This is a genomic window from Natronobacillus azotifigens, from assembly GCF_026805325.1.
GTDB lineage: Bacteria > Bacillota > Bacilli > Bacillales > Amphibacillaceae > Natronobacillus > Natronobacillus azotifigens.
The window spans coordinates 21,889-48,559 of record NZ_JAPRAT010000025.1 but is presented as its reverse complement, the minus strand read 5'-3'; the positions used below and the strand labels follow the sequence as shown (position 1 = coordinate 48,559).

Annotated in this window: 28 protein-coding genes; 6 read left to right on the top strand and 22 right to left on the bottom strand. The window is 35.9% G+C overall.

Annotated elements, in window-relative coordinates:
* Positions 1-2 precede the first annotated feature (2 nt).
* The 3 genes from OWO01_RS12275 to OWO01_RS12265 all read right to left on the bottom strand — a co-directional run bounded on the left by OWO01_RS12275 (position 3) and on the right by OWO01_RS12265 (position 1,663).
* Positions 3-443 carry a YlbF/YmcA family competence regulator gene (locus tag OWO01_RS12275; RefSeq protein ID WP_268780753.1) on the bottom strand — a complete coding sequence of 147 codons (441 nt, stop codon included), beginning with the start codon at positions 441-443 and terminating at the stop codon, positions 3-5.
* A 100-nt stretch (positions 444-543) separates the two neighbouring features.
* Positions 544-1,032, bottom strand: a complete 489-nt coding sequence (gene ylbD, locus OWO01_RS12270) for a spore coat protein YlbD (RefSeq protein WP_268780752.1) — start codon at positions 1,030-1,032, stop codon at positions 544-546.
* A gap of 202 nt (positions 1,033-1,234) precedes the next feature.
* Entirely contained in the window at positions 1,235-1,663 is a 429-nt protein-coding gene (locus OWO01_RS12265) for a CBS domain-containing protein (RefSeq protein WP_268780751.1), read from the bottom strand.
* Positions 1,664-1,863: 200 nt separating this feature from the next.
* Between OWO01_RS12265 and ytvI the strand changes: the two genes are divergently transcribed.
* Complete coding sequence (gene ytvI / locus OWO01_RS12260; protein ID WP_418936221.1) at positions 1,864-2,964, top strand: sporulation integral membrane protein YtvI; 1,101 nt, start codon at positions 1,864-1,866, stop codon at positions 2,962-2,964.
* Positions 2,965-3,634: 670 nt separating this feature from the next.
* Here the strand turns inward: ytvI and OWO01_RS12255 are convergent.
* The 11 genes from OWO01_RS12255 to OWO01_RS12205 form a co-directional block, all read right to left on the bottom strand.
* On the bottom strand, positions 3,635-4,264 hold the full coding sequence (locus OWO01_RS12255) for a DUF5028 domain-containing protein (RefSeq protein WP_268780750.1): 630 nt from the start codon (positions 4,262-4,264) through the stop codon (positions 3,635-3,637).
* Complete coding sequence (locus OWO01_RS12250) at positions 4,261-4,920, bottom strand: ABC transporter ATP-binding protein (RefSeq protein WP_268780749.1); 660 nt, start codon at positions 4,918-4,920, stop codon at positions 4,261-4,263. Before OWO01_RS12250 ends, OWO01_RS12255 begins: the two co-directional genes overlap by 4 nt.
* Before the next feature lie 46 nt (positions 4,921-4,966).
* Positions 4,967-5,809, bottom strand: a complete 843-nt coding sequence (locus tag OWO01_RS12245) for a hypothetical protein (protein ID WP_268780748.1) — start codon at positions 5,807-5,809, stop codon at positions 4,967-4,969.
* Complete coding sequence (locus tag OWO01_RS12240; RefSeq protein WP_268780747.1) at positions 5,796-6,650, bottom strand: hypothetical protein; 855 nt, start codon at positions 6,648-6,650, stop codon at positions 5,796-5,798. The genes OWO01_RS12245 and OWO01_RS12240 overlap by 14 nt, the downstream gene beginning before the upstream one ends.
* An 11-nt stretch (positions 6,651-6,661) precedes the next feature.
* Complete coding sequence (locus OWO01_RS12235) at positions 6,662-7,348, bottom strand: DUF5027 family lipoprotein (protein WP_268780746.1); 687 nt, start codon at positions 7,346-7,348, stop codon at positions 6,662-6,664.
* Positions 7,349-7,380: 32 nt separating this feature from the next.
* Positions 7,381-8,064, bottom strand: a complete 684-nt coding sequence (locus OWO01_RS12230; RefSeq protein WP_268780745.1) for a DUF5027 family lipoprotein — start codon at positions 8,062-8,064, stop codon at positions 7,381-7,383.
* A gap of 92 nt (positions 8,065-8,156) precedes the next feature.
* A complete protein-coding gene (locus OWO01_RS12225) occupies positions 8,157-8,597 on the bottom strand; it encodes a hypothetical protein (protein ID WP_268780744.1) in 441 nt (146 codons plus the stop codon).
* 110 nt (positions 8,598-8,707) lie between these two features.
* Positions 8,708-9,469: a LytR/AlgR family response regulator transcription factor gene (locus tag OWO01_RS12220; protein WP_268780743.1), complete on the bottom strand. Its 762-nt coding sequence runs from the start codon at positions 9,467-9,469 to the stop codon at positions 8,708-8,710.
* A 39-nt stretch (positions 9,470-9,508) separates the two neighbouring features.
* Positions 9,509-10,819: a sensor histidine kinase gene (locus OWO01_RS12215; RefSeq protein WP_268780742.1), complete on the bottom strand. Its 1,311-nt coding sequence runs from the start codon at positions 10,817-10,819 to the stop codon at positions 9,509-9,511.
* A 772-nt stretch (positions 10,820-11,591) separates the two neighbouring features.
* Positions 11,592-11,870: an Fpa/YlaN family protein gene (locus OWO01_RS12210; RefSeq protein ID WP_268780741.1), complete on the bottom strand. Its 279-nt coding sequence runs from the start codon at positions 11,868-11,870 to the stop codon at positions 11,592-11,594.
* Positions 11,871-12,288: 418 nt separating this feature from the next.
* Entirely contained in the window at positions 12,289-12,543 is a 255-nt protein-coding gene (locus tag OWO01_RS12205) for a hypothetical protein (RefSeq protein WP_268780740.1), read from the bottom strand.
* 160 nt (positions 12,544-12,703) lie between these two features.
* Here OWO01_RS12205 and OWO01_RS12200 point away from each other — a divergent pair, with 160 nt between their 5' ends.
* The gene (locus OWO01_RS12200; RefSeq protein WP_268780739.1) at positions 12,704-12,910 is read left to right on the top strand and encodes a YlaI family protein; all 207 of its coding nucleotides are present in this window, start codon (positions 12,704-12,706) and stop codon (positions 12,908-12,910) included.
* 19 nt (positions 12,911-12,929) lie between these two features.
* Here OWO01_RS12200 and OWO01_RS12195 read toward each other — a convergent pair whose 3' ends face one another.
* Entirely contained in the window at positions 12,930-13,733 is an 804-nt protein-coding gene (locus tag OWO01_RS12195) for an inositol monophosphatase family protein (RefSeq protein ID WP_268780738.1), read from the bottom strand.
* A gap of 149 nt (positions 13,734-13,882) precedes the next feature.
* Complete coding sequence (locus OWO01_RS12190; protein WP_268780737.1) at positions 13,883-14,149, bottom strand: UPF0223 family protein; 267 nt, start codon at positions 14,147-14,149, stop codon at positions 13,883-13,885.
* Positions 14,150-14,266: 117 nt separating this feature from the next.
* On the opposite strand from OWO01_RS12190, the gene OWO01_RS12185 reads away from it, so the two are divergent.
* The gene (locus tag OWO01_RS12185; protein ID WP_268780736.1) at positions 14,267-15,739 is read left to right on the top strand and encodes an aminotransferase class I/II-fold pyridoxal phosphate-dependent enzyme; all 1,473 of its coding nucleotides are present in this window, start codon (positions 14,267-14,269) and stop codon (positions 15,737-15,739) included.
* 25 nt (positions 15,740-15,764) lie between these two features.
* On the opposite strand, the gene OWO01_RS12180 is transcribed toward OWO01_RS12185, so the two are convergent.
* The 6 genes from OWO01_RS12180 to OWO01_RS12155 all read right to left on the bottom strand — a co-directional run bounded on the left by OWO01_RS12180 (position 15,765) and on the right by OWO01_RS12155 (position 23,432).
* A complete protein-coding gene (locus OWO01_RS12180) occupies positions 15,765-16,634 on the bottom strand; it encodes a polysaccharide deacetylase family protein (RefSeq protein WP_268780735.1) in 870 nt (289 codons plus the stop codon).
* A gap of 114 nt (positions 16,635-16,748) precedes the next feature.
* On the bottom strand, positions 16,749-18,158 hold the full coding sequence (gene lpdA, locus OWO01_RS12175) for a dihydrolipoyl dehydrogenase (RefSeq protein ID WP_268780734.1): 1,410 nt from the start codon (positions 18,156-18,158) through the stop codon (positions 16,749-16,751).
* A gap of 4 nt (positions 18,159-18,162) precedes the next feature.
* Positions 18,163-19,776 carry a dihydrolipoyllysine-residue acetyltransferase gene (locus tag OWO01_RS12170; protein ID WP_268780733.1) on the bottom strand — a complete coding sequence of 538 codons (1,614 nt, stop codon included), beginning with the start codon at positions 19,774-19,776 and terminating at the stop codon, positions 18,163-18,165.
* A gap of 28 nt (positions 19,777-19,804) precedes the next feature.
* Positions 19,805-20,782: an alpha-ketoacid dehydrogenase subunit beta gene (locus tag OWO01_RS12165; protein ID WP_268780732.1), complete on the bottom strand. Its 978-nt coding sequence runs from the start codon at positions 20,780-20,782 to the stop codon at positions 19,805-19,807.
* 3 nt (positions 20,783-20,785) lie between these two features.
* Positions 20,786-21,868, bottom strand: coding sequence for a pyruvate dehydrogenase (acetyl-transferring) E1 component subunit alpha (gene pdhA / locus OWO01_RS12160; protein ID WP_268780731.1), 1,083 nt, complete (start codon positions 21,866-21,868; stop codon positions 20,786-20,788).
* Positions 21,869-22,778: 910 nt separating this feature from the next.
* Complete coding sequence (locus OWO01_RS12155) at positions 22,779-23,432, bottom strand: YkyA family protein (RefSeq protein ID WP_268780730.1); 654 nt, start codon at positions 23,430-23,432, stop codon at positions 22,779-22,781.
* Positions 23,433-23,656: 224 nt separating this feature from the next.
* Here OWO01_RS12155 and def point away from each other — a divergent pair, with 224 nt between their 5' ends.
* The 3 genes from def to rnjA all read left to right on the top strand — a co-directional run bounded on the left by def (position 23,657) and on the right by rnjA (position 26,474).
* Positions 23,657-24,217, top strand: a complete 561-nt coding sequence (gene def / locus OWO01_RS12150; protein ID WP_268780729.1) for a peptide deformylase — start codon at positions 23,657-23,659, stop codon at positions 24,215-24,217.
* Positions 24,218-24,594: 377 nt separating this feature from the next.
* On the top strand, positions 24,595-24,804 hold the full coding sequence (locus OWO01_RS12145) for a DNA-dependent RNA polymerase subunit epsilon (protein ID WP_268780728.1): 210 nt from the start codon (positions 24,595-24,597) through the stop codon (positions 24,802-24,804).
* Positions 24,805-24,806: 2 nt separating this feature from the next.
* On the top strand, positions 24,807-26,474 hold the full coding sequence (gene rnjA / locus OWO01_RS12140) for a ribonuclease J1 (protein ID WP_268780727.1): 1,668 nt from the start codon (positions 24,807-24,809) through the stop codon (positions 26,472-26,474).
* The last annotated feature ends 197 nt before the right edge of the window (positions 26,475-26,671 follow it).

Genomic DNA, 26,671 nt, shown 5'->3' with positions numbered 1-26,671 from the left:
ATTTATGACGCTTTACAACCACAGCCGCCACCTGAGCCACAGCCACAACCACCTTCTGTAAAAAGCGCCCCATCTCTTGGAACTTTTATTTGCTTACTGACACTAAAGGCAATCCGTTCACTTATATCATCTAATAATATTTGAATGTCACGTTCAGCAACTTTAAAAGCAGCAACTACCTCATGCATATCAACTTCACGCTTTAATACCCTGATCTCTTTTGTGACTTTACTGAAATCTGGATGATAGCGACCAAAGCGCTGCACTTCTTCATATTGTTCTTTCATATTATAAAAAGCAGTGATTAGTGCTTGAGCTTCTTTATCATTTTCAAGTCTTTTTTTCGCTTGTATATATCTATCCATTTGTTCTGATTGATTAATCAGATTACCAATTCGATCTGTTTGATCTAATAATGCAACAATCTCTGTTGTAGCTAACAACATGATCACCTCCGTTAGAAATATCATACCAGTATTGCACACAAAAAAAAAGAGCTAGCTTACGAAAGTGTTTGATTAACAAACAGCTTTTCTACTAACTCTAAAACCAAGTTCGGTTTTGATAATATGGATGTTGCGGATAATTCGGTTGTTGATTCGGTCTTGTTTGAGCTTGTTGGTTAGGAGAAGGATTAGACTGTGATGCTTGATTTGGTGCGTCACTAGACTTAAATTGATCAATTAATGAGCGAACACTTGCAAAGGCACTGTCTAATTGATTAACATGTTCCTCCATGTTAGTCAAATCAATCTTATTAACCAAATCAGCCATTTGTTTATACCAGGCTTGTTTGTTACTATTATCTTCGTTATTTTCCGCTTCTTCACTTTTCGATTGTTTATGATTCTTACTGATGACATCCTTACGGTAGTCATCCCAAAATTGATCCGTCTCCCCTAACTTCGACCATTGATCAAAATAATACTGCCATTCTTGCTTTCCTTGTCGAACTTCAGCAACAAGGCCGGGGTGTTCTTTCACAAATTTTTTGAATTTTATCAACTCTGGATGAAGGTTATCTTTAGGCACATTCTTCACCTCGTCTTCCCATTCATTTACGCACAAAGACTTTACTTCGTTACGATAGTCTATGCGTGAAGATAGGATCGTGTCACTAAAAACGCTTAATAAGTTTGGGAGAAAGCATACAAGGTAAGTCAATTGAATAATACTTTCCTACATGAAAATTAAAAAGGGAAGGGTGTGCACTCACCCCCTTCCCCGATCAGATTTAATGTAACTCGCGAGGTTCTGATATCTCCTCTAAAGCATGTCCTGCTGCTAAATTTGATTGATCTTCTAATGCTAAATCACCTAGTGCTACGATTCCTACTAACTTGTTATTTTGAACAATCGGTAACCGACGGATTTGATGTTCGGCCATTAATTCACTTGCTTCCTGAACAGACATAGACGGCTCTGCTGAAACCAAATGATCTGTCATTACTTCTTTTACTTTTGTTGTTCCAGGCTTATCCATTCCATACCCGCGAACTGCTAAATCGCGGTCTGTGATCATACCAACTAAATGTTGGTCTTGTTGACAGACAGGAATAGATCCAATGTCATGGGTTCTCATTTGCTTCGCTACATCAATTAACGTATCATCCAATTTACAAGAAGTTACGTCAGGTGTCATTACTTGCTCAATCGTTTTCATTTTGTATCCTCCTAATGATGATTTTATGATGCAATGATAAAATATCATCAATTATTATTATGACCTGCTACACGTAAAACTTGCGCTAAAATCCTGAAAAATATATTTGTGATTATTCATCAAATTTAAACAAAATTACACAAAACAAACTATTCAATTCGCTTCTAACGTGCTATATTTCTTATAAAGGATTTTTACTGGTGCGATTCGAAAGGAGTTATCGAGGTACATTGTTTAAAAATTTCACTTCACGTCATTGGATTTACATTTTTCTAATAATCGGATTGATATTATTCGGTTTATTTATATTACCAATCTCTGTCCCATTAGTTTTAGCTTTTTTCACAGCATTGTTTTTAAACCCTGCTGTTCGTGCAATAAAAAAACGATTTAAACTAAATAGAAAAATAACAGTTACTATTGTTTATTTAACATTTCTTTTACTGCTCGCTTTTATAGGTACCTATGCTGTGACCACGATTATTAAACAGCTAGTGCTATTAGCCGAAAACGCACCTTCATACATAAATCATATTAACAATAAATTACTTGAATGGAATAACAATCTAGAAATCATTATGCAAGACTTGCCAAATGACTTTGTTAATCAGGTAAACGCAAGCATAAGTGATGCGGTTAAGTCGATTGACAAAGTCATTACTGATAATATCCAAGTAGAGAGGGTTGCTGGAATGGTCGCAACGATTCTTACAGCCATTCCTCAATATATCGTAAGTTTTCTTGTTTATTTGATTGCCTTATTTTTATTCATGTTAGAATTACCATTTCTAAAAGCGAAATTTTATCAAAATTTCACGGATCATACTGCAGAAAAGGTGCAGTTTATGACTGGGAGATTAAAATATGTTTTAGTCGGCTTTTTAAAAGCCCAATTTTTAGTTAGCATTTTCATCTTTACCGTCACCTTATTGGGTTTGTTATGGATTATTCCAGAGTATGCGATAGGGATGTCGTTGATCATATGGTTAATTGACTTTGTACCAATTATTGGTTCCATCGCAATTCTAGGTCCTTGGTCACTGTATATGTTTATCACTGGAAATATATTAATGGGAACACAGTTAGCGGTTTTAGCGATTGTTTTATTAGCGATTCGTCGTACAGTTGAACCAAAGGTAATGGGACAACAGATCGGTTTATCACCATTAGCTACTTTGATTGCTATGTATTTAGGTCTTCAGTTAATTGGGATTTTAGGATTTATTATCGGACCTGTTCTTGTAATCGCTTTTACTTCTGCTAAGGAAGCCGGAATCATCAAGTGGAATGTTAAATTATAAAGTAAAACTTCCATCAGTGAGGTTTCTAGGTATTCCCCCACTGATTGTTAGCCCTAAAGAAAGAACCTAAAGCCTTTGAAGCCTTCGGGGTGCTAGCGTCCGTTACTCCCGCTTAAACAACTTAATATTCTCGTTGTATTAAATCGGGAGTCTTACGGTGGGTTGCTCCGGGATAAAATTTAATGCCTGCCTTAGTATTGCCATAGCTTGATGGAAATTCAGAAGATCAAAAAGGTTTTGCATGATGAAATTTGTATGCGGCTTTCCCTAGATTAATGTTGTTCTTTGCAGTTCATATACTTAGTGCTATTTTAATGAAATTAGCTTTAAAAGTCTTTGATAAAAGCAGAAATAGACAATTAATGAAAGAATGCTGTTTTATTTCTGGGTTCGTTGATTGTTGAACGATATAAATAGTCATTTATATTTTGAACGGATTCGTTGCATGAATTTTTATGAAATCATGCAAAAAGCACCATTCCAATTTAGGGATGGTGTTTCATTTTGATTCAAAGAAAAATAAGCTGTTCACTTGGTAAAGTGCTTTTCTTTACCAAGTTAGTTGAGGGCCGCCCCCGTGGAAAGCGACCGTCTGTAACTGAAGTGCCATGCAGATACTGTGTAGAAGCTCTTAAAGAACCGTGAGAACTTTCCCATTTTTTCATGCGTACTATTCAATTAAAATGCGATATTCATTCGGATAGTAGGAGATCACAAGATACACATCTTCATTCTTAATATCTTTTTCTTTAACTGCCGCAAATTTTGACGAGGGTGAAAAATAAAACGGTAGTTGGAAATCCATTTCTGATTCAGAACGTAGTCTGACCCCCTCTTCAAGACTTAATTCTAACTCAGGATTTGCAACGGAGTATAGTATACCGTTAGTATGTAGTAAAAAATCCGTCCCGAATATTTTGTAATGAATAAAATTAATGCCGCTATCTGGATTCGTATCATCAGTTATATTTGTATTTTTTACAGTTAAATGGAGATCGTAGACCATTTCTGGGTAAGTTAAACTATCTTTATCAAATAGTGGAGATTCTTCATCTTCTTCAAATTGATATTTTAATAGAAATTCTTCGTAGGAAAGTATTTCCGCGTTATTAACGGTGACAGTATAGCCGTCCATGTTTTCGAAATCGTCAAGAAAAATATTCTCACCAAGCGCAATTTCCTCACCCATTTTAAACGTGTGCACAGGGGGAAGATCGATATCTTTATTGACATACCAAATACGAAAACCCAAACCAGCGAGCAGAAGGAGGGACAATAAGCCAAATATCATTTTTTTCATACAGTTTGCCCCCTAGTTGTTGTTGATACCAACGATCCATTTTCTAAGTAATAGATATCGTCAGCTAATTCATCTAAAATATCTGTGTCATGGCAAGCTAAAACAACGAGTGCTCCACGCTCTTTTTCTTGACGAATAATTTGTTTAACTAACTCTACACCAGCAGTATCTAATGAATTGGTAGGTTCATCTAAAATAACGATATCAGGCTGTTCCATAATTGCCCCAGCTATTCCTAAACGTTGCTTCATCCCTAACGAATATTTTTTATATTTTTTATTATGACTTTCTACATCTAATCCAACTTTTTCAAGCGTATGTTTAATCTGCACATCATCAATTTTGTTTCGAATTGAAGCAAGCATTTTCAAATTTTGAAACCCAGTATAACTATCCAAAAAAGCAGGATTTTCAAGAAGAATGCCGATGCTTTCAGGGAACGTAATCTCTTTTCCAAGAATTTTATCGTCTATCTTAATGGTTCCTTTGGTAGGCAAAATGAGTCCAGCCATGAGTCGCATCAACATGGTTTTCCCTGATCCATTAACCCCTCGTAACCCAGTGACGTTCCCAGATGAAAGTGTTATCGAAACATTATTAATCACAAATACACCTTTTAATTTTTTTGTTACACCTTCGATTTGAATGGTTGTCATCGTATTTACCCCATTTCTAATAAGTATTTTTGACTTTCATCTAACATTATTCCTCTCCTAATACATCATAGCGTCGAAAATAAAGACTACCAAAGATAAGTGAAACAGACACTAAAAACAAAAACATGACCATCCCTTCACTAGCACTCAAACCCTTTTGGATTACATACTCACTCCTGATCACCATCGCATAATTTCCAGGAAGAAATGGACTAAACAGATAAGCAGAAGTCAACCAAATAACAGTCACCACAACAAAACTGTACAACGGTTTAAAAATGAGTACTAATGTCATCTGTAATAGATTAAGACTTATTAAGATTAATAGTGGATAAAATAGAATGATATACACCAAGTTAAATGAAAGTGTTTCATGAATATCTCCTGGCTGTAATAAATCAGTTACAAACATTCTTGTAATGTTTAGGGAGATAGGTTCTTTTGTTATCAAGCAAAACGCAAAAACGGTAATAAGGATAACACCGTACATCGTCAAAACATAACTAACATTCCAGATGCATTTAGAGAACCACCAGGTAAGTCTTCCTTTCGTTCTCACTAATATGTTTAATCCCATAGAAGATAAGTCTCTAAATGGATAATATAGGGTGCTATAACATATAAAAAGATGAAGAAGCAGCCATTTTACCGGAATAATAAAGTTCTCCTCCTTAGAAGGCGTATACTCCTTGATACCTGCAAAAATAGAAAACAAATAGTCTATAAATGTACCAGATGGAATCACCTCATCAAAACTATATGTAACATGTTTGCGGTAATAAAAATCAATACAAAATGCCACTACAAATAAAACCATAACCAGTAACTTTACCGTCCCTACCCGAAACCCATTTTTATAATCATAGGCTAATAGTCTAAAGAATTTCACGCTTAACACCTAATTTCATCGTGATTCCAAAAGTCAGTACAAAAAAGAGTAAGCCTTGGCCTGTTATAATCCAGGCATTTGCAGCGTTTTCAACACAAGTTGCATGTAAGTAATTGATCGGCGAAATTTCATTATAGTAACGATAGGCTAAAAATGTTCGACTATAGTGTAACGTCATAATCAAGAAAAAGGGGGTTAGGATAATCGCAATTCTATTTCTTAAAAAGAAGGAAATAGCTAAACTCATTGTTGCAAATAAGCCGGCAAAGATGAAATTTAAGATTAGATAAAGCAAGACAAAAATTAATGGGTAAGTATAAAATAAAGTTGACCACAATGAACCTATCATGACAGGATAACGCAATGAATAGACCATAGATGGTGTAATGGCCGGGACAAAAGATGCAACAAGTAAAAAGTTAACAACAAGGGGAATTAGTATAACAAGTCCACCTGCTATAAAAGTAGCCAGATATTTCGACAAGAAATACTGCCATTTGTTACTTCGAATCACCACTGTTTTTACATAGCCATTTTTATCTTCAATAAAGTAGGACCAGCCATAGGGTAAAACGGCGATAAGTGGTAATAAAGTGAAAAAAAGTGTAAATCCAAGCGACATTGCTTCTCCACCGATCCAATGATTGTATAAGGATGATGCATTTGTCATTGGATTTCCATCTATCGAACTCAAAAACGTTTGAAAGCGGTAATGGTCAATCATATACCACGCACTAAATAATGAAAAAGTTGTAGCAATACCTAATGTTGCAATGAAGAATTTGTTTTTAATCGCTTTTTTTATTTCGATTGCTAATAATCTACTAAATGTTTTTTTCACAAAAATTCCTCCTAATCAAGCGGTAGTTCAAAATATTTGGCATATTCTACACCACTTTGGATAGAGATCATGTAATATAATGGTTCTTCTCTCAGCTGCTCCACAGGTAAAAACCATCCGATCGTCACATCTACTTCTTCACCGATTTCTAATAAAAACTTATAATAGCCTTTGGGATCATCATCAACTTTTTGCTGACCACTAAAATAGGAAATTTCAGTAAAGAAAGGACCGTTTGGGTCTTCAATTTCTGATTTAAACCCAGCACTATATCCAATATACAGAATGGGTACATCTGATTCATCCTTGAATAAGCGAGAGGCGAGATTTTTCACTGTCAGATCTATCAACACTAGCTGATAATCTTGATCAATATCTCCATTGTCTTTGATTAACGATACATTCTTAAAAAAGTCTGTTAATTCTAAATCAGCTTCATTAATGTTAGTTAACGCCTGCACTTTGTGTAAGGTATATTGCTCTGCGTTATTATGTGTAGTGACGGTGTCTCCTATCGTAAACAGACCTTCCTCTTCATTTTCCGAGTAATTTTCGGGTATGCTTGTGGGATTGGTATATTCCACCTCTTCATCATTGTCTAGCTTGTTTCTCAGCGAGTCTTCGAATTCTTTGTATGAACAAGCAGACAGAAGGAGAACGATGATGCACAATCCTAAGATGCTTCTCGTTTTTCTCATGTTTTCAGCTCCTTGTACAGAGTGTTCCTTTTCTAATCGAGCGGGAGTTCAAAATACTGGAAATGTTCTATTTCACTTTTGGTAGAGATCATGTAATATAAGAGTTCTTCGTCCAACTGCTCAACAGGTAAAAACCACCCGATCGTTACATCTACTTCTTCACCGATTTCTAATAAAAACCTATAATAGCCTTTGGGATCATCATCAACTTTTTGCTGACCACTAAAGTAGGAAATTTCAGTGTGAAAAGGACCATTAGGGTCTTCGATTTCTGATTTAAACCCAGCACCATTTTCAATATACAGAATGGGAACATCTGAATCATCCATGAATAAGCGGGAGGCGAGATTTTTCACCGTCAGATCTATCAATACTAGCTGATAATCTTGATCAATGTCTCCGTTGTCCTTTATTAACGATATATCCTTAAAGTCTGTTAATTCTAAATCAGCTTCATTAATGTTAGTTAACACCTGCACTTTGTGTAGGGTATATTGCTCTAAGTTCCTATATGTAGTGGCAGTGTCTCCTATCGTAAACAGACCTTCCTCTTCATTTTCCGAGTAGTTTTCGGGTATGCTTGTGGGATTGGTATATTCCACCTCTTCATCATTGTCTAGCTTGTTTCTCAGCGAGTCTTCGAAGTCTTTGTATGAACAAGCCGATAGAAAGAAAACAATGATACAAAATCCTGAGATGCTTCTTGTTTTTCTCATGTTTTCAGCTCCTTGTAGAGATTTTTAAAAGGAAGAAGCAAAGTATAACTACCTTCGCTTCTTCTTTCTTTCTTATCCGTCATAAAAGAGGTTTAGTTTGCGTACCGGTAACTACCAACACTATCTGGGCTCCATTCGCCTGCTATCGCACCATTTCCACCATATCTACTAAATCTTAACCTAGCACTTCGGCCACCGTGTTCAAAGACAAGTTGTCGAACAAGCCATTGACCAGTAGAAACAGTTACGGTACCACCAATCGTTTCATTTCTCCACTGATTTGTCCCCGTACTTGAAATTGGTCGAAAGCCTTGCACATCTAGGTTGATAAAGCCAGTAGGTACAGCTGATAGATTTACGTACGTTGAAGTACTGTTTTGCTTTGCTCTCCCTTGCGTGTTCACTTGGCTTGTTGAATTAGTTAAATAAAAACTAAACTCTGTATCTTCATGATTTGAAGCAAATGTTGTGGATGGAACTAATGTTAAGATCATGATAGCAGCTAGTAGAATGATTCCTGTTTTTTTTCTCATTACAAACACTCCTTTTTCATGTGAATTGCTCATGAGCTTTCGTTTCGGTTAACCTGTTCATATAGTAATACATCCCTCCATTTTTTTGGCATTTTTTTCGTAACCGTTTACTATTTTGTCGTGAACGTTTCATTTTGCTTACAACTAATCAGTTTGGACTGCAATTCTGTAATTTTTCGAAAAGACACATAGCATACAAGATCATTTTTCATTTTAATTTGACGTTTTTCTTTATCAAATTCCTTTACATGATGCAAATTGATAATGTAGCTTTTATGACATCGAAAAAACCGTGCATCAATATGTTCAAACTCTTTTAGTTTTCCATAAAATTCATAATATCCGTTTTTTTCCTGAAGGGTGACTTTATGCTCGTAGGCAGAAGTTTCAAAAAAATAAATATCATGATAACTTATATTTTTTATGCGCTCACCAATTTTTATTTGAACAAACTCAGTTCCATCTGTTGTACTCAATTGTTGATATTTTATAAAAGATGCTTGCAATGCTTCTTTCAAATGTTCAGATAAGGAAGCATCCCTCTTTTCTTTTACAATAAAATCCAATGCAGCTATTTTATATTTGAATGTCAGTTTGAGTTTATCTGCATGCATGGAAATGAAAATGATGGTAGCGACTGGATCTTGTTGTCGGATCATACTGGCAAGGTCTAGCCCATTGATCGATGAGCCAAGTTCAATATCTAACAAATAGCAATCTGCGCGTTCGTTACGGATATAAGCTAAGACTTCTTCAGGTTTTGATGCAATTAAAACGAGTTCTATGCTTGGTTCATGGAAGCTGACACTATGTACAACCGCTTGCACAAATTCGCTGTGTTTTTCCTCATTTTCACAAATAACTACCTTCACCTAACCAACCCCTTTATAAGTTGCGCTTTCGCTATATCTTTATTGAATAATGTCACGTTTTTTCATAGAATCTATCTTAATTATTTCTATCTCATGAATAAAATAAGAGTTTTCAACTCTAGTATTCATCATAATATTAGGATATCGGTGAACGATTGATCGTACATTTGATAACCCTCTGCCACGATTTTTCCCCTTTGTCGAGTAGCCCGCTTGAAAAAGCTTTTCAATATTCATAAATTCAACATCAACACGATTCTCAAGTATGAGTAAGAAGGAATCATTTTTTTTCAGAAGTGCTAGATTTACTTGCGCATCTTCCATATCACTAGATGATTCCAGTGCATTATCCATCAGTATACCAACTAATCTCGTTAAATCGATTATATTCATGTCAACTTGATCAATCAGATTGGGAATTTCTATGTTAACTTGAACACCCAACTCTTCTGCATATAAGATTTTTGATGATAAAATCCCTTTTAGTTCCACTAACTTAATATGATCCAATTGGTTATAGATGTAAGTGTGGTGCAAGCTATTTTCTTCTACTTTCATAATGCATTCATCAAAGTAATGCTTTAGCCCTTCCATATCATTCTCGTTCATATATCCTTGCATCGTAAGCAGAATATTTTTATAATCATGACGAAAATTTTGCATATCTCTGTTGACATGTTCAAGTGACTGCATATATTGAAATAGTTGCTCACGCTCCATCTCTTTTTGCTTAATGCTATTTTCTTTTTTGACATTCCGCAGCAGTATTACAGATAGAATAAACATTAACACGAAGTAAATTGATTCAATCATTATATTAAACATCGCTGGGTAATATAGATTGTCACGTAATGAGATAAACAAGTTGATATAAAAAATGGTCACAGTTATCCAAGCAACGATAATGAAAACCAACTGGCTAACAATAGGAATCGTATTCGAATCCCATGTTTTATCAATAAACAACCGATACAGATACGTAAACAATACAAAAAAGATAATAATGATCAGTGCAGATTTTATGAGAATTGTATCGTTTTCCTCTAAATAGGTAAATCGAATAATTTGTGAAATATTTTCCCCAAACCTAGTACCGATAGCAAGAATAACTACGTCTAACAGTATACGTAATTGCTTGGTGTAAAAATAAAAAAGACTGATAACGGAGATAAAAAAATAAATGAGCCAGAGCCAAGGAGCTGTATGTAAATAAAGAAGAACTGTTGGCAGCAGAACAAGACAAACACCGCTAACTAACCTTCGAACAAGCGGATAGGTTTTTAATGTATAAAATAGCCCGAAAAAAATGGCGCAAATCTCCACAGTGAAAAAAAATAATGATAAAACCATTATGACATACCCTTCCTTAAAATTATTATTTGGTTAGGAAGATATACAAGACACAGAAACGAAGTCCGTTTGACACATAGATTGTAATGGCATGGTCTGTCAGTCAAGGCGTTAGTATCAAAGCCTTTACTCCGTAAAACCTTTTCAACTACTATGCTAATTAGCGGAGAGGATTTTTTACGTGCCTAGACTAGCAACCTATTTATCGATTAGTAACATAAAATTCCATCCCTGTATTACTTATTATACTATTTTATCAATGTATTACCAGTGTTTTTGTAATTTAAGAGGCCAAAAATTCCGAAGATTAATATAGGTGAAAATAGTATTGAAGATAGTATTGAATACCCAATTTCAATCACTGTCCATACAGTAGTAGAAATTGCGCTTCAATTAAGTGGAAAGGAGTCAAATATAAAGGAATAATGGTAAGCTTGCGAACGGATGATGACTTATCGTAGATTGCTTCGTGAAGCTTCCTAGTTTTTGGCGCTCGGAGCTGGACGTGGCTATATCTGTTCCGAAAAGTTATCCATAGCTAGCGAACTTTATAATTTCCTGGTGTATGAAAATCATTTTGTACATAGAAAAGTCCCATGACTATGCTACGATTAATGTACTTAACCAAGTTTACTCAATCACCCAACCAAAGGAGGTCATAGTCAATGAGACTACTTAATGGTAAACAAGGATTAAGAAGAAGTCAATTCGCAAAAAAGCTAGACAATAAAAAAACCTTGCTCTTTAGCAAAGTTTCTGTGAAATAAACAATTTATGATTGCTTGGCTTTCTCGTGTAAAAGATTTAATTGTTTCTCTAAGTTGTCCAAAAGTGCCTTACCATCAGCTTGTTCAATTAATTTAAGCCGAACTGCAAAATCGATCTCTCTAGACAAACCAAACATTTGGGTATCCAAAACTTCCTCGTAAAGAGGACATTGTGGCATCATTAAATTATCCATTTGAACTTGAATGAGCTTCAAGATTTTATCCGCATCAGCCTTCAGAAGGGCATAAGCTTCTTTCGCATGACTTACCGCTGCTTCTTGCATATCCAATCCCCCTCAAAATAAGATACTCCTTCTATTCATATTAGCTTCTACATGCTAAAATTGCAAGTTGAATCGTCAAAACTACCTGTTTATTCTTAAAAAATTCATCAGTAGTTTTCTTTCGTAACAGGTAATTAAATAGTTTGGAATGAACAAATACAAGAATATGTTTGGGGTAGAAAAGGATTCATTAGTTTCAATGAAAATGAAGCGATAAAAATCAATGGAGTTTGGATCTTCCTTTTTTTTCTTTAAATCACGAGATACATGGACATGATGATTGAAAAGCAAGCGCTTGTCTAACATCATGTCCTACTGTCAATATGAACCAAACAACGAAAAAATTTAGCTAGTTCTTTCAATAATAAAAGAAAACTATTGTTGAAGAATTACGAATCTGCTCAGATAATTTCATAACCTATTTCTTTACTTTGTTATAATATTGAACGCCAAATTGAGAACCTTCACTTACCATATCCGCATTATCTAAATTGTCTAATGCCGGATCGCCTGCTGCATCAATTGGAAAGCCTTCATTTTTTTTCAGTTTTATACCTACCATAAAATCATGAAATCGAGATAAGAATCGTTTGCGCTTCTCTTGATCCATCATCAAATAAGTAACAATAGATGCACATATTGCAACGAATACAAAGAATATATTTTTCCTCAATTTTATCAAACCTTTCTTTGCTTAATATACATAAATATTCCCTAAATAGTTAAAAATCAAACAGCTTTCGCTAAAGAGTTACCAAATTCGCTCAAGCTATGATAAAATAGGTGTAACATCAATTTCAATTTCCAATACTTTTAGAGGTGACTACATAATAATGGACGTAAAATGCCCAATATGCGATAGTATTGATACGATTGATACGGATTCACCATTAGCTAAGCGGTTACGTAATCGTCGTAAACATTTATATTTATGCCCAACCTGTACGGACCGAATTGGTAAAAAAACAAACCAACGCCATGCAACGGGTAAATTTCAATTATTCAAAGAAAATAAAGATGAAGATCCTTTTATCCGATAATAGGATCTTCATCTTCTTCTTATTTCAACTCTATATATTTCTCAATAATCTCATCTTTTATCTGTTGGTTGCCTGTAAATATCGGATTACTCCCTAATAAATTTAGTGGTCTACCACTTGCATGGAGAGTCACTCCGCCAACCTCATTAACTAAAATCACTCCAGCCGCAAAGTCCCATGGCTGTAGTTGCATAGATAGGTAACCGTCGATGATCCCTTCTGCTACACTAGCAAACTCCAAAGCAGCAGAGCCATATGCACGAGTCCCTCGCACTAAACTTGTCAATTCTTGGATTTTCTTTTCATTAACTTTACTATTCTCCGCACACCATATACTATTTATTAGTAAAATGGACTCTGATAGTTTAAGGTCCTGTGTTAGTGGTTGTAAACGAACTGCGTCTTTAAACGCTCCTTCTCCTCGAATAGCATGATAAAGAACATTGGCCATTACATCATAAATCAAACCAATTTCTCCTATCCCTTCTTGATAGATAGCCACAGATATGGCAAAATTTCGTTTCTGATGAACAAAATTCATTGTCCCATCAATTGGATCAATAATCCAGACAATGCCTTCTAGTCCTTTTAATTCATCTCCGTAACCTTCTTCAGCTAAAATTCGATGTGTAGGATATGTACTCCTAATTTCGTCAGCAAAATATTTTTCAATCTTTTTATCCATTTCTGTAACAAGATCATTTGGATTTGACTTGGTATCCACAGTCAATTTTTTATCGATGGAAGCTCGAATAATTTCACCTGCCTCATATACCCACTGTTTTGCCTGTTCAAATACTGTGTATCGATCAAAATTTTTCATCTATTCATCCTCCACTTTATGTCTTTTGTTTATTGTATCAGACAACGATTTAAGATGCATACCGCTGTCTTTCATACAGCCATTTGTGTTAAAATAATCGTAAAAATAATCTAAAAAAGCTGCACAAATGGGCAGCTTTTTATCATGGCTTACAGTTTAATTTTTTTATCCTTATTTTCTTTAGCCAACTTTACCGTACGATAAATAGAAAAGCCAGTTGAAGCTTCAAAATCTCTTCCGATGGTTTTTTCTTCACTCATACTCGGAACAACTTGTTTAAACTGCTGATAACTACTTAAAATTTGTTGAGCTGGCACACTCACTTGATACACCTTTTCAACTAGAGCTAAAAATTCAACTACTTTTATTGTTTCTTGGGTTGACCAAGTCTCGTCGATTGGATAGCTATACTGCATAGATCATACCTTCCTTCCCTATACTAAAACGATAAAAAAGAATAGCAATTCAGACAAAAATTTGCTATAATTCTTTTGCTTTCAAGCAACTATATTTTATACAAAGGAGCAACCATGATGCAAGCACAAACTAATACACCTTTATTCACCGGGCTTGTAGAGCACGTAAAAAAGAATCCGATCCCTTTTCATATACCTGGTCATAAAAAAGGAAATGGCATGGATCCAACTTTTCGTCAGTTTATCGGTGACAATGCCCTGTCCATAGATTTAATCAATATCGCTCCATTAGATGACTTACATCATCCACACGGGATGATTAAAGAAGCAGAGGAACTGGCTGCAAGTGCTTTTGGAGCAGATTATACTTTCTTTTCCGTACAAGGGACAAGCAGTCCGATTATGGCGATGATTCTTTCTGTTTGTCAACCAGGAGATAAAATCATTGTACCTAGAAACATTCATAAATCAGTAACGTCCGCCATTATCTTTTCCGGTGCGATACCAATTTTTATTCATCCAGAGTTAGATCCATTATTAGGGATCGCCCATGGTATTACACCAAATGCAGTTGAAAAAGCCCTACTTACACATCCCGATGCAAAAGCAGTATTTGTAATTAATCCAACCTATTTCGGTATCGCAGCCGACTTAAAAAACATTGTAACGATAGCTCACCAACACAGGGTTCCTGTACTAGTAGATGAAGCACATGGGGTTCACATTCATTTTCATCAAGATCTACCATTGTCTGCAATGGAGGCAGGTGCAGATCTTGCAGCAACGAGCGTGCACAAATTAGGAGGGTCTCTCACCCAAAGCTCGGTGTTAAATGGTAAAGAAGGCCTTGTTTCCAAACAGCGAGTGCAAACCGTGTTATCAATGTTAACTACGACATCAACATCCTATTTATTATTAGCATCACTTGATGTGGCGAGAAAACAATTAGCGATCCAAGGGCAACAGTTACTTACACAAACGATTCATCTCGCTCAAAAGGTCCGAGCTGCTATAAACCAAATTCCTTACCTATATTGTCCTGGAGCTGAAATATTAGGAACGGAAGCTACCTATGATTATGACCCAAGTAAATTAATTGTTTCGGTGAAAGAATTAGGTATTACTGGTTACGATGTTGAACTATGGCTACGAAAGAATTATCAAATTGAAGTGGAACTGTCAGATATGTATAATATTCTGTGTATTATTACACCTGGAGATACTACAGAACAAACAGACATACTCTTAAGTGCTTTACAAGCATTGGCTAAGTCTTATAAGCCTGCCGCGACAGATCGAACGGTCCATGTTACCGTTCCTCCTATTCCTGTTTTGAGTTTATCTCCACGAGATGCTTTTTATGCAGAAACAGAAATAATACCGTTGAAACATGCTATTGGTAGAATAAGTGCTGAATCCATCATGGTTTACCCACCCGGAATTCCTATTTTTATTCCAGGAGAAATCATTACGAAAGAGAATATTAATTATATTGAGCAAAATTTAGAAGCTGGGCTTCCCGTTCAAGGACTAGAAGATCAAAATTTACAAAAAATTCATGTTATTAAAGAAATGAAAGCTATCTTTTAACGATACCAAACAAAAACCAGAGCTATTAGCTCTGGTTTGGTATTTTTATAGCAAGAGGGTCGATAATTTCATAACCTTTTTCACGTAACCCAATTACAATATCGGGTAGTGCTTCAGCTGTCCAATCACGATCATGCATTAACAGATTCGCACCATTGCGCAAATAAGGGCTGTTTACCATAATATCTGCTAATGCTTCCTTATCACGATATTCAGCTTCCCAGTCATAGCCATATGTCCAGTTCATCACAACCATACCCTCTTCTTCAGCTAACTGATGAGACATATCGGTATTCGCTCCAAATGGTGCTCGAAAAAATACTGGCCGCTCATCGATAATCTCTTCAACCAAATCATTCAGCCCAACAATTTCATCCCGTTGCTCCTCCTCGGACAAATCATTTAGATTGGGATGTGTGTATGTGTGGTTACCTATAGCAAAACCTAACTCATGAATTTGCCGTAATATTTCCTGTTCTTCCTCTGTTTGAAGAAAGTGACCATTAACAAAGAAAATTGCTTTGGCATCTAATTCTGCCAAATCTTCTGCCATTTTTAAAGCATTTCCGTCTGGAGCATCATCAATGGTTAACAAAACCACTTCTTCATTGACCTCTTCTGTTAAAGGATCAACACTCCAAGACACAGGGTTAATTTCGTATTCTACATCTACTGTTTGACTAGGCTCATCCACTTCCTCTTCGGACTCATCTTCTTCGTCCCCCACAGACACTTCTTGATCGATATCCTCCTCGCTTTGGTTATGGTTATCGTCATTATTGATATCTTCTTGTTCTTCAGTTTCTGTCTCAGGTATATCTTGTTCATTATTTTGACAAGCGAACAGTATAGTAACCAGGGCAGCTAGTATTATATATTGAATCGTTTTTTTCATCGTATGACCTCCGTGATGTTTTTGAAATGATATTTCCATTATAATTGAAAAATAAAAATAAAACATCCACGATTAGAAAAACTAAATCGTGAATGTTCTATTGTAACGAAAACGTTATTTGACGATATGAATAGGAGTACCCATAGCAACCTCGGCTGCCTCCATCGTAATTTCACCAAGAGTTGGGTGAGCATGAATCGTCATCGCTAAGTCTTCCGCGGACATACCTGCTTCAATAGCTAATCCTAGCTCTGAAATCATATCACTAGCATTGGTACCAGCAATTTGTGCTCCTAATACTAAACCATCTTCTTTTCTTGTAACTAGTTTTACAAACCCATCACCACTTCCAAGTGATAATGCACGGCCATTTGCTGCAAACGGGAATTTCGATGTAATAACCTCAAAGCCGGCTTTTTCTGCATCTGCTTGAGTATACCCAACTGTAGCAAGTTCAGGTTCAGAGAATACAACAGCTGGAATACCATTATAATCAATCTCTGATTTATCACCTGCGATAGCTTCTGCTGCTATTTTCCCTTCATAAGAAGCTTTATGCGCAAGTGGCGGTCCAGCTACAATGTCACCAATGGCATAAATATTGTCAATATTGGTACGGCATTGTTTATCGATTTTAACTAAACCACGATCATCCATATCAATTCCTACTTGTTCTAAACCAATATCTGCTGTATTTGGGTAGCGTCCAACGGTTACCAGTACATAATCAGCTTCAATCGTTTCTTCTTTACCTTTCACTTCATAGGTAACTTTTACAGAGTCATCCGTCACTTCTGATTTTTTCGCCATCGCATTTGTAACAATCTTAACGTTTTTCTTCTTTAAATGACGTTTAACAATCGAGGACATATCCGATTCAAAGCCACCTAAAATCTCATCAGCACCTTCAAGGATTGTTACTTCTGTACCAAAGTTGGCATAAGATGTACCAAGTTCTGTACCTACGTAGCCACCGCCAATAACAATCAGCTTTTTAGGAATTTCTTTTAAATTCAATGCACCAGTAGAATCTATAATGCGATCTGAATATTTAAAGGTTGGAATTTCAATTGGCGTCGAGCCAGTTGCAATAATACAATTGTTGAATGTGTATGTTTGAGAATTTTTTTCGTCCATGATGCGAACCGTATTTTTATCCACAAAATACACTTCTCCACTAACGATGTCAATTTTATTTCCCTTTAATAACGATTCAACACCACTCGTTAATTTATTCACTACTTTATCTTTCCACTTTTGCACTTTAGAAAAATCGACCGTTACATTGTCAGATTTAATACCCATTTCATCAGCACCATGCGCTTCTTCAAAACGGTGACCTGCTTGAATTAGTGCTTTTGAAGGAATACAACCAACGTTCAAACAAACTCCTCCAAGTGCACCCTTATCAACGATTGTAACTTTTTGACCAGTTTGAGCGGCCCGGATAGCAGCAACATAGCCACCCGGTCCCGCTCCAACTACTAATGTATCTATCTCAATTGCGAAATCTCCAACTACCATAGAACTACGCCTCCATCATAATTAATTGTGGATCGTTTAATAAACGTTTTATTTGATTTAATGCATACTGTGCTGTTGCACCATCAACAATGCGGTGATCAAAGCTTAATGATAATGCTAACACTGGAGCTACAACAATCTCTCCATCTTTAACCACTGGTTTTTCAGCAATACGTCCGATTCCAAGTATTGCTGCTTCCGGATAATTAATAACAGGTGTAAACCATTGTCCGCCTGCTGATCCAATATTAGTAATGGTACAAGAAGCACCTTTCATTTCATCTGGAGATAATTTACCTTCCTGAGCCTTTTTCGCTAATTGATTAATTTCTTTAGAAATAGCAAATATAGACTTCTTATCGGCATCTTTTACAACAGGTACTAATAAACCTTTGTCTGTGTCAGCAGCGATACCTACATTGTAATAATGTTTATATACAATTTCATCCGTTTCATCATCAATAGATGCATTGATAATTGGGAATTCTTTCAGTGCTGAAACAAGTGCTTTAACAACATATGGCAAGTATGTTAATTTAATATCTTTTTCGGCAGCAACTGGTTTGAATTTCTTACGATGAGCTACAAGTTCTGTAACATCGATCTCATCATGTAACGTAACATGCGGAGCTTTATGTTTAGAATTCACCATTGCATTTGCAATAGATTTACGGATACCAGACATTTTTTCACGTGTTTCTGGTAAATCACCAGTTGGCGAACTTGTTTGTTTCGCAGCTGATTTTGATTCTTGTTTTGTTTCACTAATGATTGTTTTCGCCTCACTAGATGCAGAGGATTCTGTTGCTGTTGATGATTCTTGATCACCATTTAAATAAGCATCAATATCTTCTTTTAACACACGACCACTTTTTCCAGAACCTTTTACATTACCGATTTTAACATTATTATCACGTGCATATTTTCGTACAGACGGCATGGCAATGACGCGCTGACTTGAACTAGATTGCTCTTCTTTTTCTTCTGATTTCGATGTCTTTGCTTCTGTAGCTTCTTTGTCTGATGTAGAATCTGTTTTTTCTTCGGATGCATAACCTTCTGCATAGATAGAAACAATCGTTTGACCTACAGTTGCTACTGATCCCTCTTCAAAATGTACTTCTTTCACTGTACCTTCTACAGGAGATGGAATCTCTACCACGGCTTTATCATTCTGAACTTCACAAAGCACGTCATCCTCTTTCAGTTCATCACCAGCTTTGACAAACCATTTGACGATTTCACCTTCGTGAATTCCTTCACCAATATCAGGTAGTTTAAATTCAAAAACTCCTTTACTAGCATCAGAAGATGTTTCCTCGGTGGATTCTTCCTTGTTATCACCAGAGTCAGTTGTTTCTGATTCATTATCTTCGTAACCTTCTGCTTCTATAGTAACGATCGTTTCACCTACAGTTGCTACAGAACCTTCTTCGAAATGTATCTCTTTGACCGTACCTTCTACAGGGGACGGAATCTCAACTACTGCTTTATCATTTTGAACTTCACAAAGTACGTCATCCTCTTTCAGTTCATCACCAGCTTTGACAAACCATTTGACGATTTCACCTTCGTGAATACCTTCACCTATGTCAGGCAATTTAAATTCAAACGCCATTTGAGCTTACCTCCTATTCAATTTCCGATTAATAGTTAATTACTGCGTTTACTTTTTCAACAATATCTTTGTGATTTGGTAACCAAATTTCTTCAGCCTGCGTAAAGGCATAAACGGTATCTGGAGCAGCTACACGTAAAACTGGTGCTTCCAAATACAAAATAGCTCGTTCTTGAATCTCCGCCACGATTTGCGAAGCGATCCCTGCTTGACGTTGTGCCTCTTGAATAACTACCGCACGACCAGTTTTCTTCACTGATTCAACAATTGTTTCCACATCAAGTGGAGCAATTGTACGTAAATCAATTACTTCTGCATCAATACCGTCTTTTTCAAGTTCTTCTGCTGCTTTCATTGAAGCCTGAACCATTGCACCATAGGCAATTAATGTTACGTCTTTACCATCACGAGTAACATTAGCTTTACCTAGCTCAACCGTATATGCTTCTTCTGGTACTTCATCGCGGAATGAACGGTATAATTTCATGTGCTCTAAAAATATTACCGGATCATTATCACGAATAGAGGAAATAATTAAACCTTTTGCATCGTATGGATTTGATGGAATAACAACTTTTAATCCAGGTTGTTGTGCCATTAAACCTTCTAACGAATCCGCATGCATTTCAGGTGTATGTACACCTCCACCAAAAGGTGAACGAATTGTAATTGGCATATTCACTGTATTACCTGAACGATAACGCAAACGAGCCATTTGACCACTGATTGAATCCATAACTTCATATACGAACCCAAAAAACTGGATTTCTGGTACTGGACGGAACCCTTGTGTTGCTAAACCAATTGCTAATCCACCGATTCCGGATTCTGCTAAAGGAGTGTCAAAAACACGGTCTTCTCCAAATTCACTTTGCAAACCTTCTGTAGCACGGAAAACACCACCATTTTGACCAACATCTTCTCCAAAAACTAATACATTTTCATCATTTTTAAGTTCAGTTCGCAACCCATCTGTGATTGCTTGAATCATTGTCATTTGAGCCATGATCTACTTCGACTCCTTTGCTTTATATTCTTCCATTTGTTCTTGTAAGTGTGCAGGAAGTTCTTCGTACATATTAGCAATTAAATCGGTTACTTTTTGTTTTGGTTGTTCATCAGCCTTTTTCACAGCTGCTTTTATTTCTTCTTTTGCTTTTTCAATCACTTTGTTTTCTTCGTCTTCAGACCATAGACCTTTTTCTTCTAAGAATTTTCGGAATCGAACAAGTGGGTCTTTCTTTTCCCATTCATTATCCATATCTTCCGTACGGTATCTAGTAGGATCGTCACCAGCCATTGTGTGCGGGCCATAACGATAAGTTAATGCTTCAATTAACGTTGGACCTTCACCATTTACCGCGCGTTCTCTCGCTTCTTTCGTTGCTACATAAACAGCAAGTACGTCCATACCATCCACTTGAATACCTTCAATACCAGCAGCAACCGCCTTTTGAGCAAGTGTTTCTGCTGATGTTTGTTTTTCAACTGGAGTAGAAATTGCAAAACGGTTATTTTGAACAACGAAAATCGCTGGAGAGTTAAACGCACCAGCAAAGTTCATCCCTTCATAGAAATCACCTTGTGAAGTTCCACCGTCTCCTGTATATGTGATAGCAACTGCTTTTTTACCGCGTTTTTGCAAACCTAAAGCTACCCCCGCAGCTTGAACATACTGTGCACCAATAATAATTTGTGGGCTTAACGCATTTACTCCTTCAGGCATTTGGTTCCCATGAAAATGTCCTCTTGAGAATAAAAACGCTTGATATAAAGGTAAACCGTGCCAAATTAATTGAGGAACATCTCGATATCCAGGTAAAATAAAATCTTCTTGTTCTAACGCAAATTGCGTCCCTAATTGTGAAGCCTCTTGCCCAGCTGTCGGTGCATAAAAACCTAATCGACCTTGACGATTCAATGCAATCGAACGCTGATCTAAAATTCTTGTATAAACCATTCTTGTCATTAATTCTTTTAATTCATCATCTGAAAGTTTAGGCATTGCATCTTCATTAACAATTTTCCCTTCTTCATTCAGAATTTGAAACGTTTCAAATTGATTTTCAACTTTGTCTATTGTACGCTTCAAAACACTCACCTCTTCCTTTCTACTCCAATTATAATTTTTATCTGCTGTTGCTCATCATAAATCGAGAAATCGAACAGAATTGTACCTACCCATACAATACCCCTTCACAACTTTTTTTAATCTTTTTTTTATTCTATGTAAAACTGTTACACAGAAGATCTGTATGTTCATTAGTACAATGTTGGTTCAATTCTTAGTTTAGCTTATTGTTCCGAACCCGTCAATTACTTTGCAACAATAACTTTCTTATTTTTTAAACAAAATAATTTAAAATGTCGAAAAAACATTCTGTTACCTAATTTTCAATCATCTGTACTAATTCAATAAACAACCTCCCAATGGTCTTTATTTATATAAGTTAAACATAATTATATTATATTATTCCCACTTCATCCAAGAACTTGCTTTACATATCGGCAAAATAAAATTGTGATTTTGTCCCCCCTCTAACCTCTTTATCCATCTAGATATAATCAGGATAATATTTTTCAGATGTAAGCACATAAGTTCAGTTAGACGTAAACGAAATATAAACGCACAATAATTCTAACTCTTGGCAGAAAGTGGTCTCTTATCTATTCTTACTTAAGAAAAAACGGGAAAGTTCACCAGATCTTCAAAAGATTCTACACAGTACCTGCGCGGACACTCCAGTTAAAGACGGTCGCTTTCCACGGACGCCGTCTTTAACTTCCGTTGCCCCTTTCTTTTATGCCAAAAAAAGAATTAAAAAAAGAAAAGAACTTTAATCTATGCTCTCTAAGGAGTATTCACGCCTTTCCTTATGTTTCCTAAAAGATAGTCTCTTTCTTGATATTGTTAGTCTAAATGGATCTAAATCCTTAGTACATCAACAAAAAAACTGCTCAAACAAGAAAGGATTGCCCTCTTATTTGAACAGTTTACTTATTTATTCATATGTAACATTTAAGTCAGATGCATCATAAAAAGCTCTCTTTAAGCTATTAAACTCATCTGTTTTTTCATTAAACAATTGATTAGCTTCAATAACTTCTTGATATTGACTGTTAACAATGTCAATTTGTTCTGTGAATTGCTCTTCATCTAAATCTTCTTGCTTTAACAATTGATATAATTCTTGATCATAATCTAATGAAGTACGGTAGGCATCGTTTAAAGACAAGAATGCTTGATACCGTTCTTCCATAGCATCAAACATTTCTCTTGCTTGAGCTTGTAAAGTTTCATCCTCTAATTCTGCAATTAAAGGCTCTATTCTATCAAATTCTTCTTTTGCAGCCTCTATGCTTGTTCTTTCTATTTCCGTTAATGATTGTCTTTCTTCGATAGAAGCAATTGCTTGATCTGCCAATTCATTAATCGTTTCATATTCATCCATTCCAAGCTCACTAATCTCTTCATAGATTGCTTGCTCTTCAGCCTCTAACTCTGTAAGTGGTTGTTGTTGAGCTACAAAGTCTTGCTCTAAACGCACCGATTCTTCCATATGTTCAAACATATCTTCTTCTGTAGTTGGTTCATTTGCACAAGCAACCAACAATATACTTACCGTTGCTATGATTCCTAATAATTTCGCGCGCAACTTTCTACCTCCTATTCCATCTAATGTAGCTTCTTGAAGTTATTTAACAATTAAAAATAGTATAACACAAACAAATAATGAACTTATAGTATAAAGTGAAAAACAAATCATTTTTTTCATTTTAAGCTCACGAAAACTGTTAATGATTAAATATTATCCCATTTTATCGCAATTTATGTTACACTATGTTACAGTTATCTGCAAGCAAAGGAGTGAAATATACCTTGATTACTATGAATGATATCGTACGTGAAGGTCATCCAGTTTTAACGAAAACAGCAGAAGAGGTGCAACTTCCTGCTAATGAAACGGATCGAAATACATTAATGGAGATGTTACAATTTTTAAAAAATAGTCAAGATGAAAAAGTAGCCGAAAAATACCAATTACGCCCTGGAGTTGGTATAGCTGCTCCGCAAATCGGTATTCCTAAACGCATGATGGCTGTACATTTTGAAGATTACGAAGGAAAACAGTATAGCGATGGATATTTTAACCCCAAAATAATTAGTCATTCTGTTGAGCAGACTTATTTAAGCACTGGGGAAGGCTGTCTATCCGTTGATCGAGAAGTTCCTGGTTATGTTCCTCGATACGCGCGTATTACAGTCAAAGCAATCAATTTAAATGGTGAATCAATCAAATTGCGATTACGTGGATATGCAGCAATTGTATTTCAACACGAAATTGACCATTTAAATGGCGTCATGTTTTACGATCGAATAAATGATATCAATCCTTTCGAAGCACCCGAAAATGCTAAGCCGTGTGATGTAGAGAGCTAATATGACCATATGAAATCCTCTTTTGATTTGCTTAATTATTTTCTTTCGTATAAGAACAAGCAATCAAGTGAAAAATATAGAAAGAACTACACAAATATATAATTTTTCAATCGAATTTCAAACGTTTCTGTTTCCAAACTAGCTAATCCGTACTATACTATGGATATGAGGGTTGGATCGGTTGCACTTTTTGCTTTTTCGAAAGGAGCTGTTTACATGTTAAGACGGCTGAGAGAAAAGCTTAGAAAAAGATGGAAAAGATTATTAGGTCAAGAACGTATTCCAAACGCATAAAAAATGATTTTTGTGGCAAACCCCAACTGCCAATTTATCATCATCTATTGTTATGTTATAAAGATAAAAAAAGGAGAGATGAAATGATATATAAAGTATTATATCAAGAACTAGCAGATGAAGTACCTGTTAGAGAAAACACCCGCAGTTTATATTACCAAGCAGATAGCGAGCGCCAAGTACGTCAAGCATTAAAAGATCGTAACATTAACATTGAATTTATCCAACCAATTGAGGGTGATCATTTAGCCTATGAAAAACAAGCTGAAGATTTCACCGTGGAGAACGTATAACGATGAAATTTGTAAAAAATGATCAAACAGCAGTTTTTGCAATTGGTGGGTTAGGTGAAATTGGAAAAAATACGTACGGCATACAATTTCAAGATGAAATTATTTTAATTGATGCTGGTATTAAATTTCCAGAAGATGAATTACTGGGAATTGATTACGTAATCCCAGACTACACCTATCTTGTTCAGAATCAAGATAAAATTAAAGGTTTATTCGTCACCCATGGTCACGAAGATCACATTGGCGGAATTCCATATTTGTTACGTGAAATTAACATACCTGTATATGCTGGTAAACTCGCGCTTGGGTTAATAAAAAACAAATTAGAAGAACATGGTTTACTAAGAAACGCAAAGCTTCATACGTATCAAGAAGACGATATTATCAAATTTCGAAAAACATCCGTTACATTTTTTCGAACAACGCATAGCATACCAGACTCTTATGGAGTTGTAGTGAAAACACCACCTGGTAGTATTGTTCACACAGGTGATTTTAAATTTGATTTTACGCCAGTTGGGGAACCGGCTAATTTAGCTAAGATGGCAGAAATAGGTAAAGAAGGGGTTCTTTGCTTATTGTCAGATAGTACGAATAGTGAAGTACCTGGATTTACAATGTCAGAGCGTGTTGTCGGGGAAAGCATTAATGACATATTTACTCGTGCTGATGGCAGACTAATATTCGCAACATTTGCATCCAATATCCATCGACTTCAGCAAATGGTTGAAGGAGCTGTTAAAAACAACCGTAAAGTAGCGGTATTTGGTCGTAGTATGGAAGCTTCCATTGCAATTGGTAAAGAGCTTGGGTATATCAAAGCTCCCGATGACACTTTCATTGACACACAGCAGATCAATCGAATACCTGCAAATGAAGTTACTATTCTTTGTACCGGATCACAAGGGGAACCCATGGCAGCACTATCAAGAATCGCAAATGGTACCCATCGACAAATTCAAACGATTCCAGGCGATACTGTAGTTTTTTCTTCTTCACCAATCCCTGGAAATACTGTCAGTGTTAGTCGGATCATTAATATGCTATACCGTGCTGGTGCAGATGTAATCCACGGCCCTCTAAATGATATACACACATCTGGTCATGGTGGACAAGAAGAACAAAAATTAATGTTGCGATTATTACGTCCTAAGTTTTTCATGCCTATCCATGGAGAGTATCGCATGTTAAAAGAACATACGAAATTAGCAGAAGCTTGTGATGTTGAAGCTGAAAATTGTTTCATGATGGATAATGGTGATGTATTAGCATTAGGAAAAGACAATGCTTCTATAGCCGGGAAGATTCCTTCTGGATCAGTTTATGTTGATGGTAGTGGTATTGGAGATATCGGAAACATCGTGCTACGTGATCGACGCATTCTTTCAGAAGAAGGATTAGTTATTGTTGTGGTTAGCATTAATATGAAAGAATTCAAAATCGCTTCCGGTCCTGATATCATTTCAAGAGGTTTTGTTTACATGAGAGAATCTGAAGACTTGATTAATGAAGCACAAAAATTAGTGGCTTCACACGTAAATAAAGTGATGGAGCGAAAAACAACTCAATGGTCAGAAATCAAAAATGAAATAACAGACACGATCGCACCTTTCCTATTCGAAAAGACAAAACGACGTCCAATGGTATTACCAATTATCATGGAAGTTTAATCAATTCAAAAAAACACACAAACACCGGAAGATCCCGGGAGATTGTGTGTTTTTTGTTCTATAATTAGAAAAGCAAGAAACCACCTATCAAGTTCTCTGCACTAGCACAAAACTTGTTACCAAATATTGAGCACCATTATAAAAGTAAACTTCAATCAGTAATTTTTTTCTGTCTTCCGTACAATTTATACCAGAAA

What these genes read in the sequence shown, in the direction of transcription:
- OWO01_RS12265 (WP_268780751.1), bottom strand. Translation starts at nt 1,663, where the DNA reads ATGAAAACGATTGAGCAAGTAATGACACCTGACGTAACTTCTTGTAAA.
- OWO01_RS12255 (WP_268780750.1), bottom strand. Translation starts at nt 4,264, where the DNA reads ATGAAAAAAATGATATTTGGCTTATTGTCCCTCCTTCTGCTCGCTGGT.
- OWO01_RS12250 (WP_268780749.1), bottom strand. Translation starts at nt 4,920, where the DNA reads ATGACAACCATTCAAATCGAAGGTGTAACAAAAAAATTAAAAGGTGTA.
- OWO01_RS12235 (WP_268780746.1), bottom strand. Translation starts at nt 7,348, where the DNA reads ATGAGAAAAACGAGAAGCATCTTAGGATTGTGCATCATCGTTCTCCTT.
- OWO01_RS12230 (WP_268780745.1), bottom strand. Translation starts at nt 8,064, where the DNA reads ATGAGAAAAACAAGAAGCATCTCAGGATTTTGTATCATTGTTTTCTTT.
- OWO01_RS12225 (WP_268780744.1), bottom strand. Translation starts at nt 8,597, where the DNA reads ATGAGAAAAAAAACAGGAATCATTCTACTAGCTGCTATCATGATCTTA.
- OWO01_RS12215 (WP_268780742.1), bottom strand. Translation starts at nt 10,819, where the DNA reads ATGGTTTTATCATTATTTTTTTTCACTGTGGAGATTTGCGCCATTTTT.
- OWO01_RS12210 (WP_268780741.1), bottom strand. Translation starts at nt 11,870, where the DNA reads ATGCAAGAAGCAGCGGTAAGTCATGCGAAAGAAGCTTATGCCCTTCTG.
- OWO01_RS12200 (WP_268780739.1), top strand. Translation starts at nt 12,704, where the DNA reads ATGGACGTAAAATGCCCAATATGCGATAGTATTGATACGATTGATACG.
- OWO01_RS12195 (WP_268780738.1), bottom strand. Translation starts at nt 13,733, where the DNA reads ATGAAAAATTTTGATCGATACACAGTATTTGAACAGGCAAAACAGTGG.
- OWO01_RS12190 (WP_268780737.1), bottom strand. Translation starts at nt 14,149, where the DNA reads ATGCAGTATAGCTATCCAATCGACGAGACTTGGTCAACCCAAGAAACA.
- OWO01_RS12185 (WP_268780736.1), top strand. Translation starts at nt 14,267, where the DNA reads ATGCAAGCACAAACTAATACACCTTTATTCACCGGGCTTGTAGAGCAC.
- OWO01_RS12180 (WP_268780735.1), bottom strand. Translation starts at nt 16,634, where the DNA reads ATGAAAAAAACGATTCAATATATAATACTAGCTGCCCTGGTTACTATA.
- lpdA (WP_268780734.1), bottom strand. Translation starts at nt 18,158, where the DNA reads ATGGTAGTTGGAGATTTCGCAATTGAGATAGATACATTAGTAGTTGGA.
- OWO01_RS12170 (WP_268780733.1), bottom strand. Translation starts at nt 19,776, where the DNA reads ATGGCGTTTGAATTTAAATTGCCTGACATAGGTGAAGGTATTCACGAA.
- OWO01_RS12165 (WP_268780732.1), bottom strand. Translation starts at nt 20,782, where the DNA reads ATGGCTCAAATGACAATGATTCAAGCAATCACAGATGGGTTGCGAACT.
- OWO01_RS12145 (WP_268780728.1), top strand. Translation starts at nt 24,595, where the DNA reads ATGATATATAAAGTATTATATCAAGAACTAGCAGATGAAGTACCTGTT.
- rnjA (WP_268780727.1), top strand. Translation starts at nt 24,807, where the DNA reads ATGAAATTTGTAAAAAATGATCAAACAGCAGTTTTTGCAATTGGTGGG.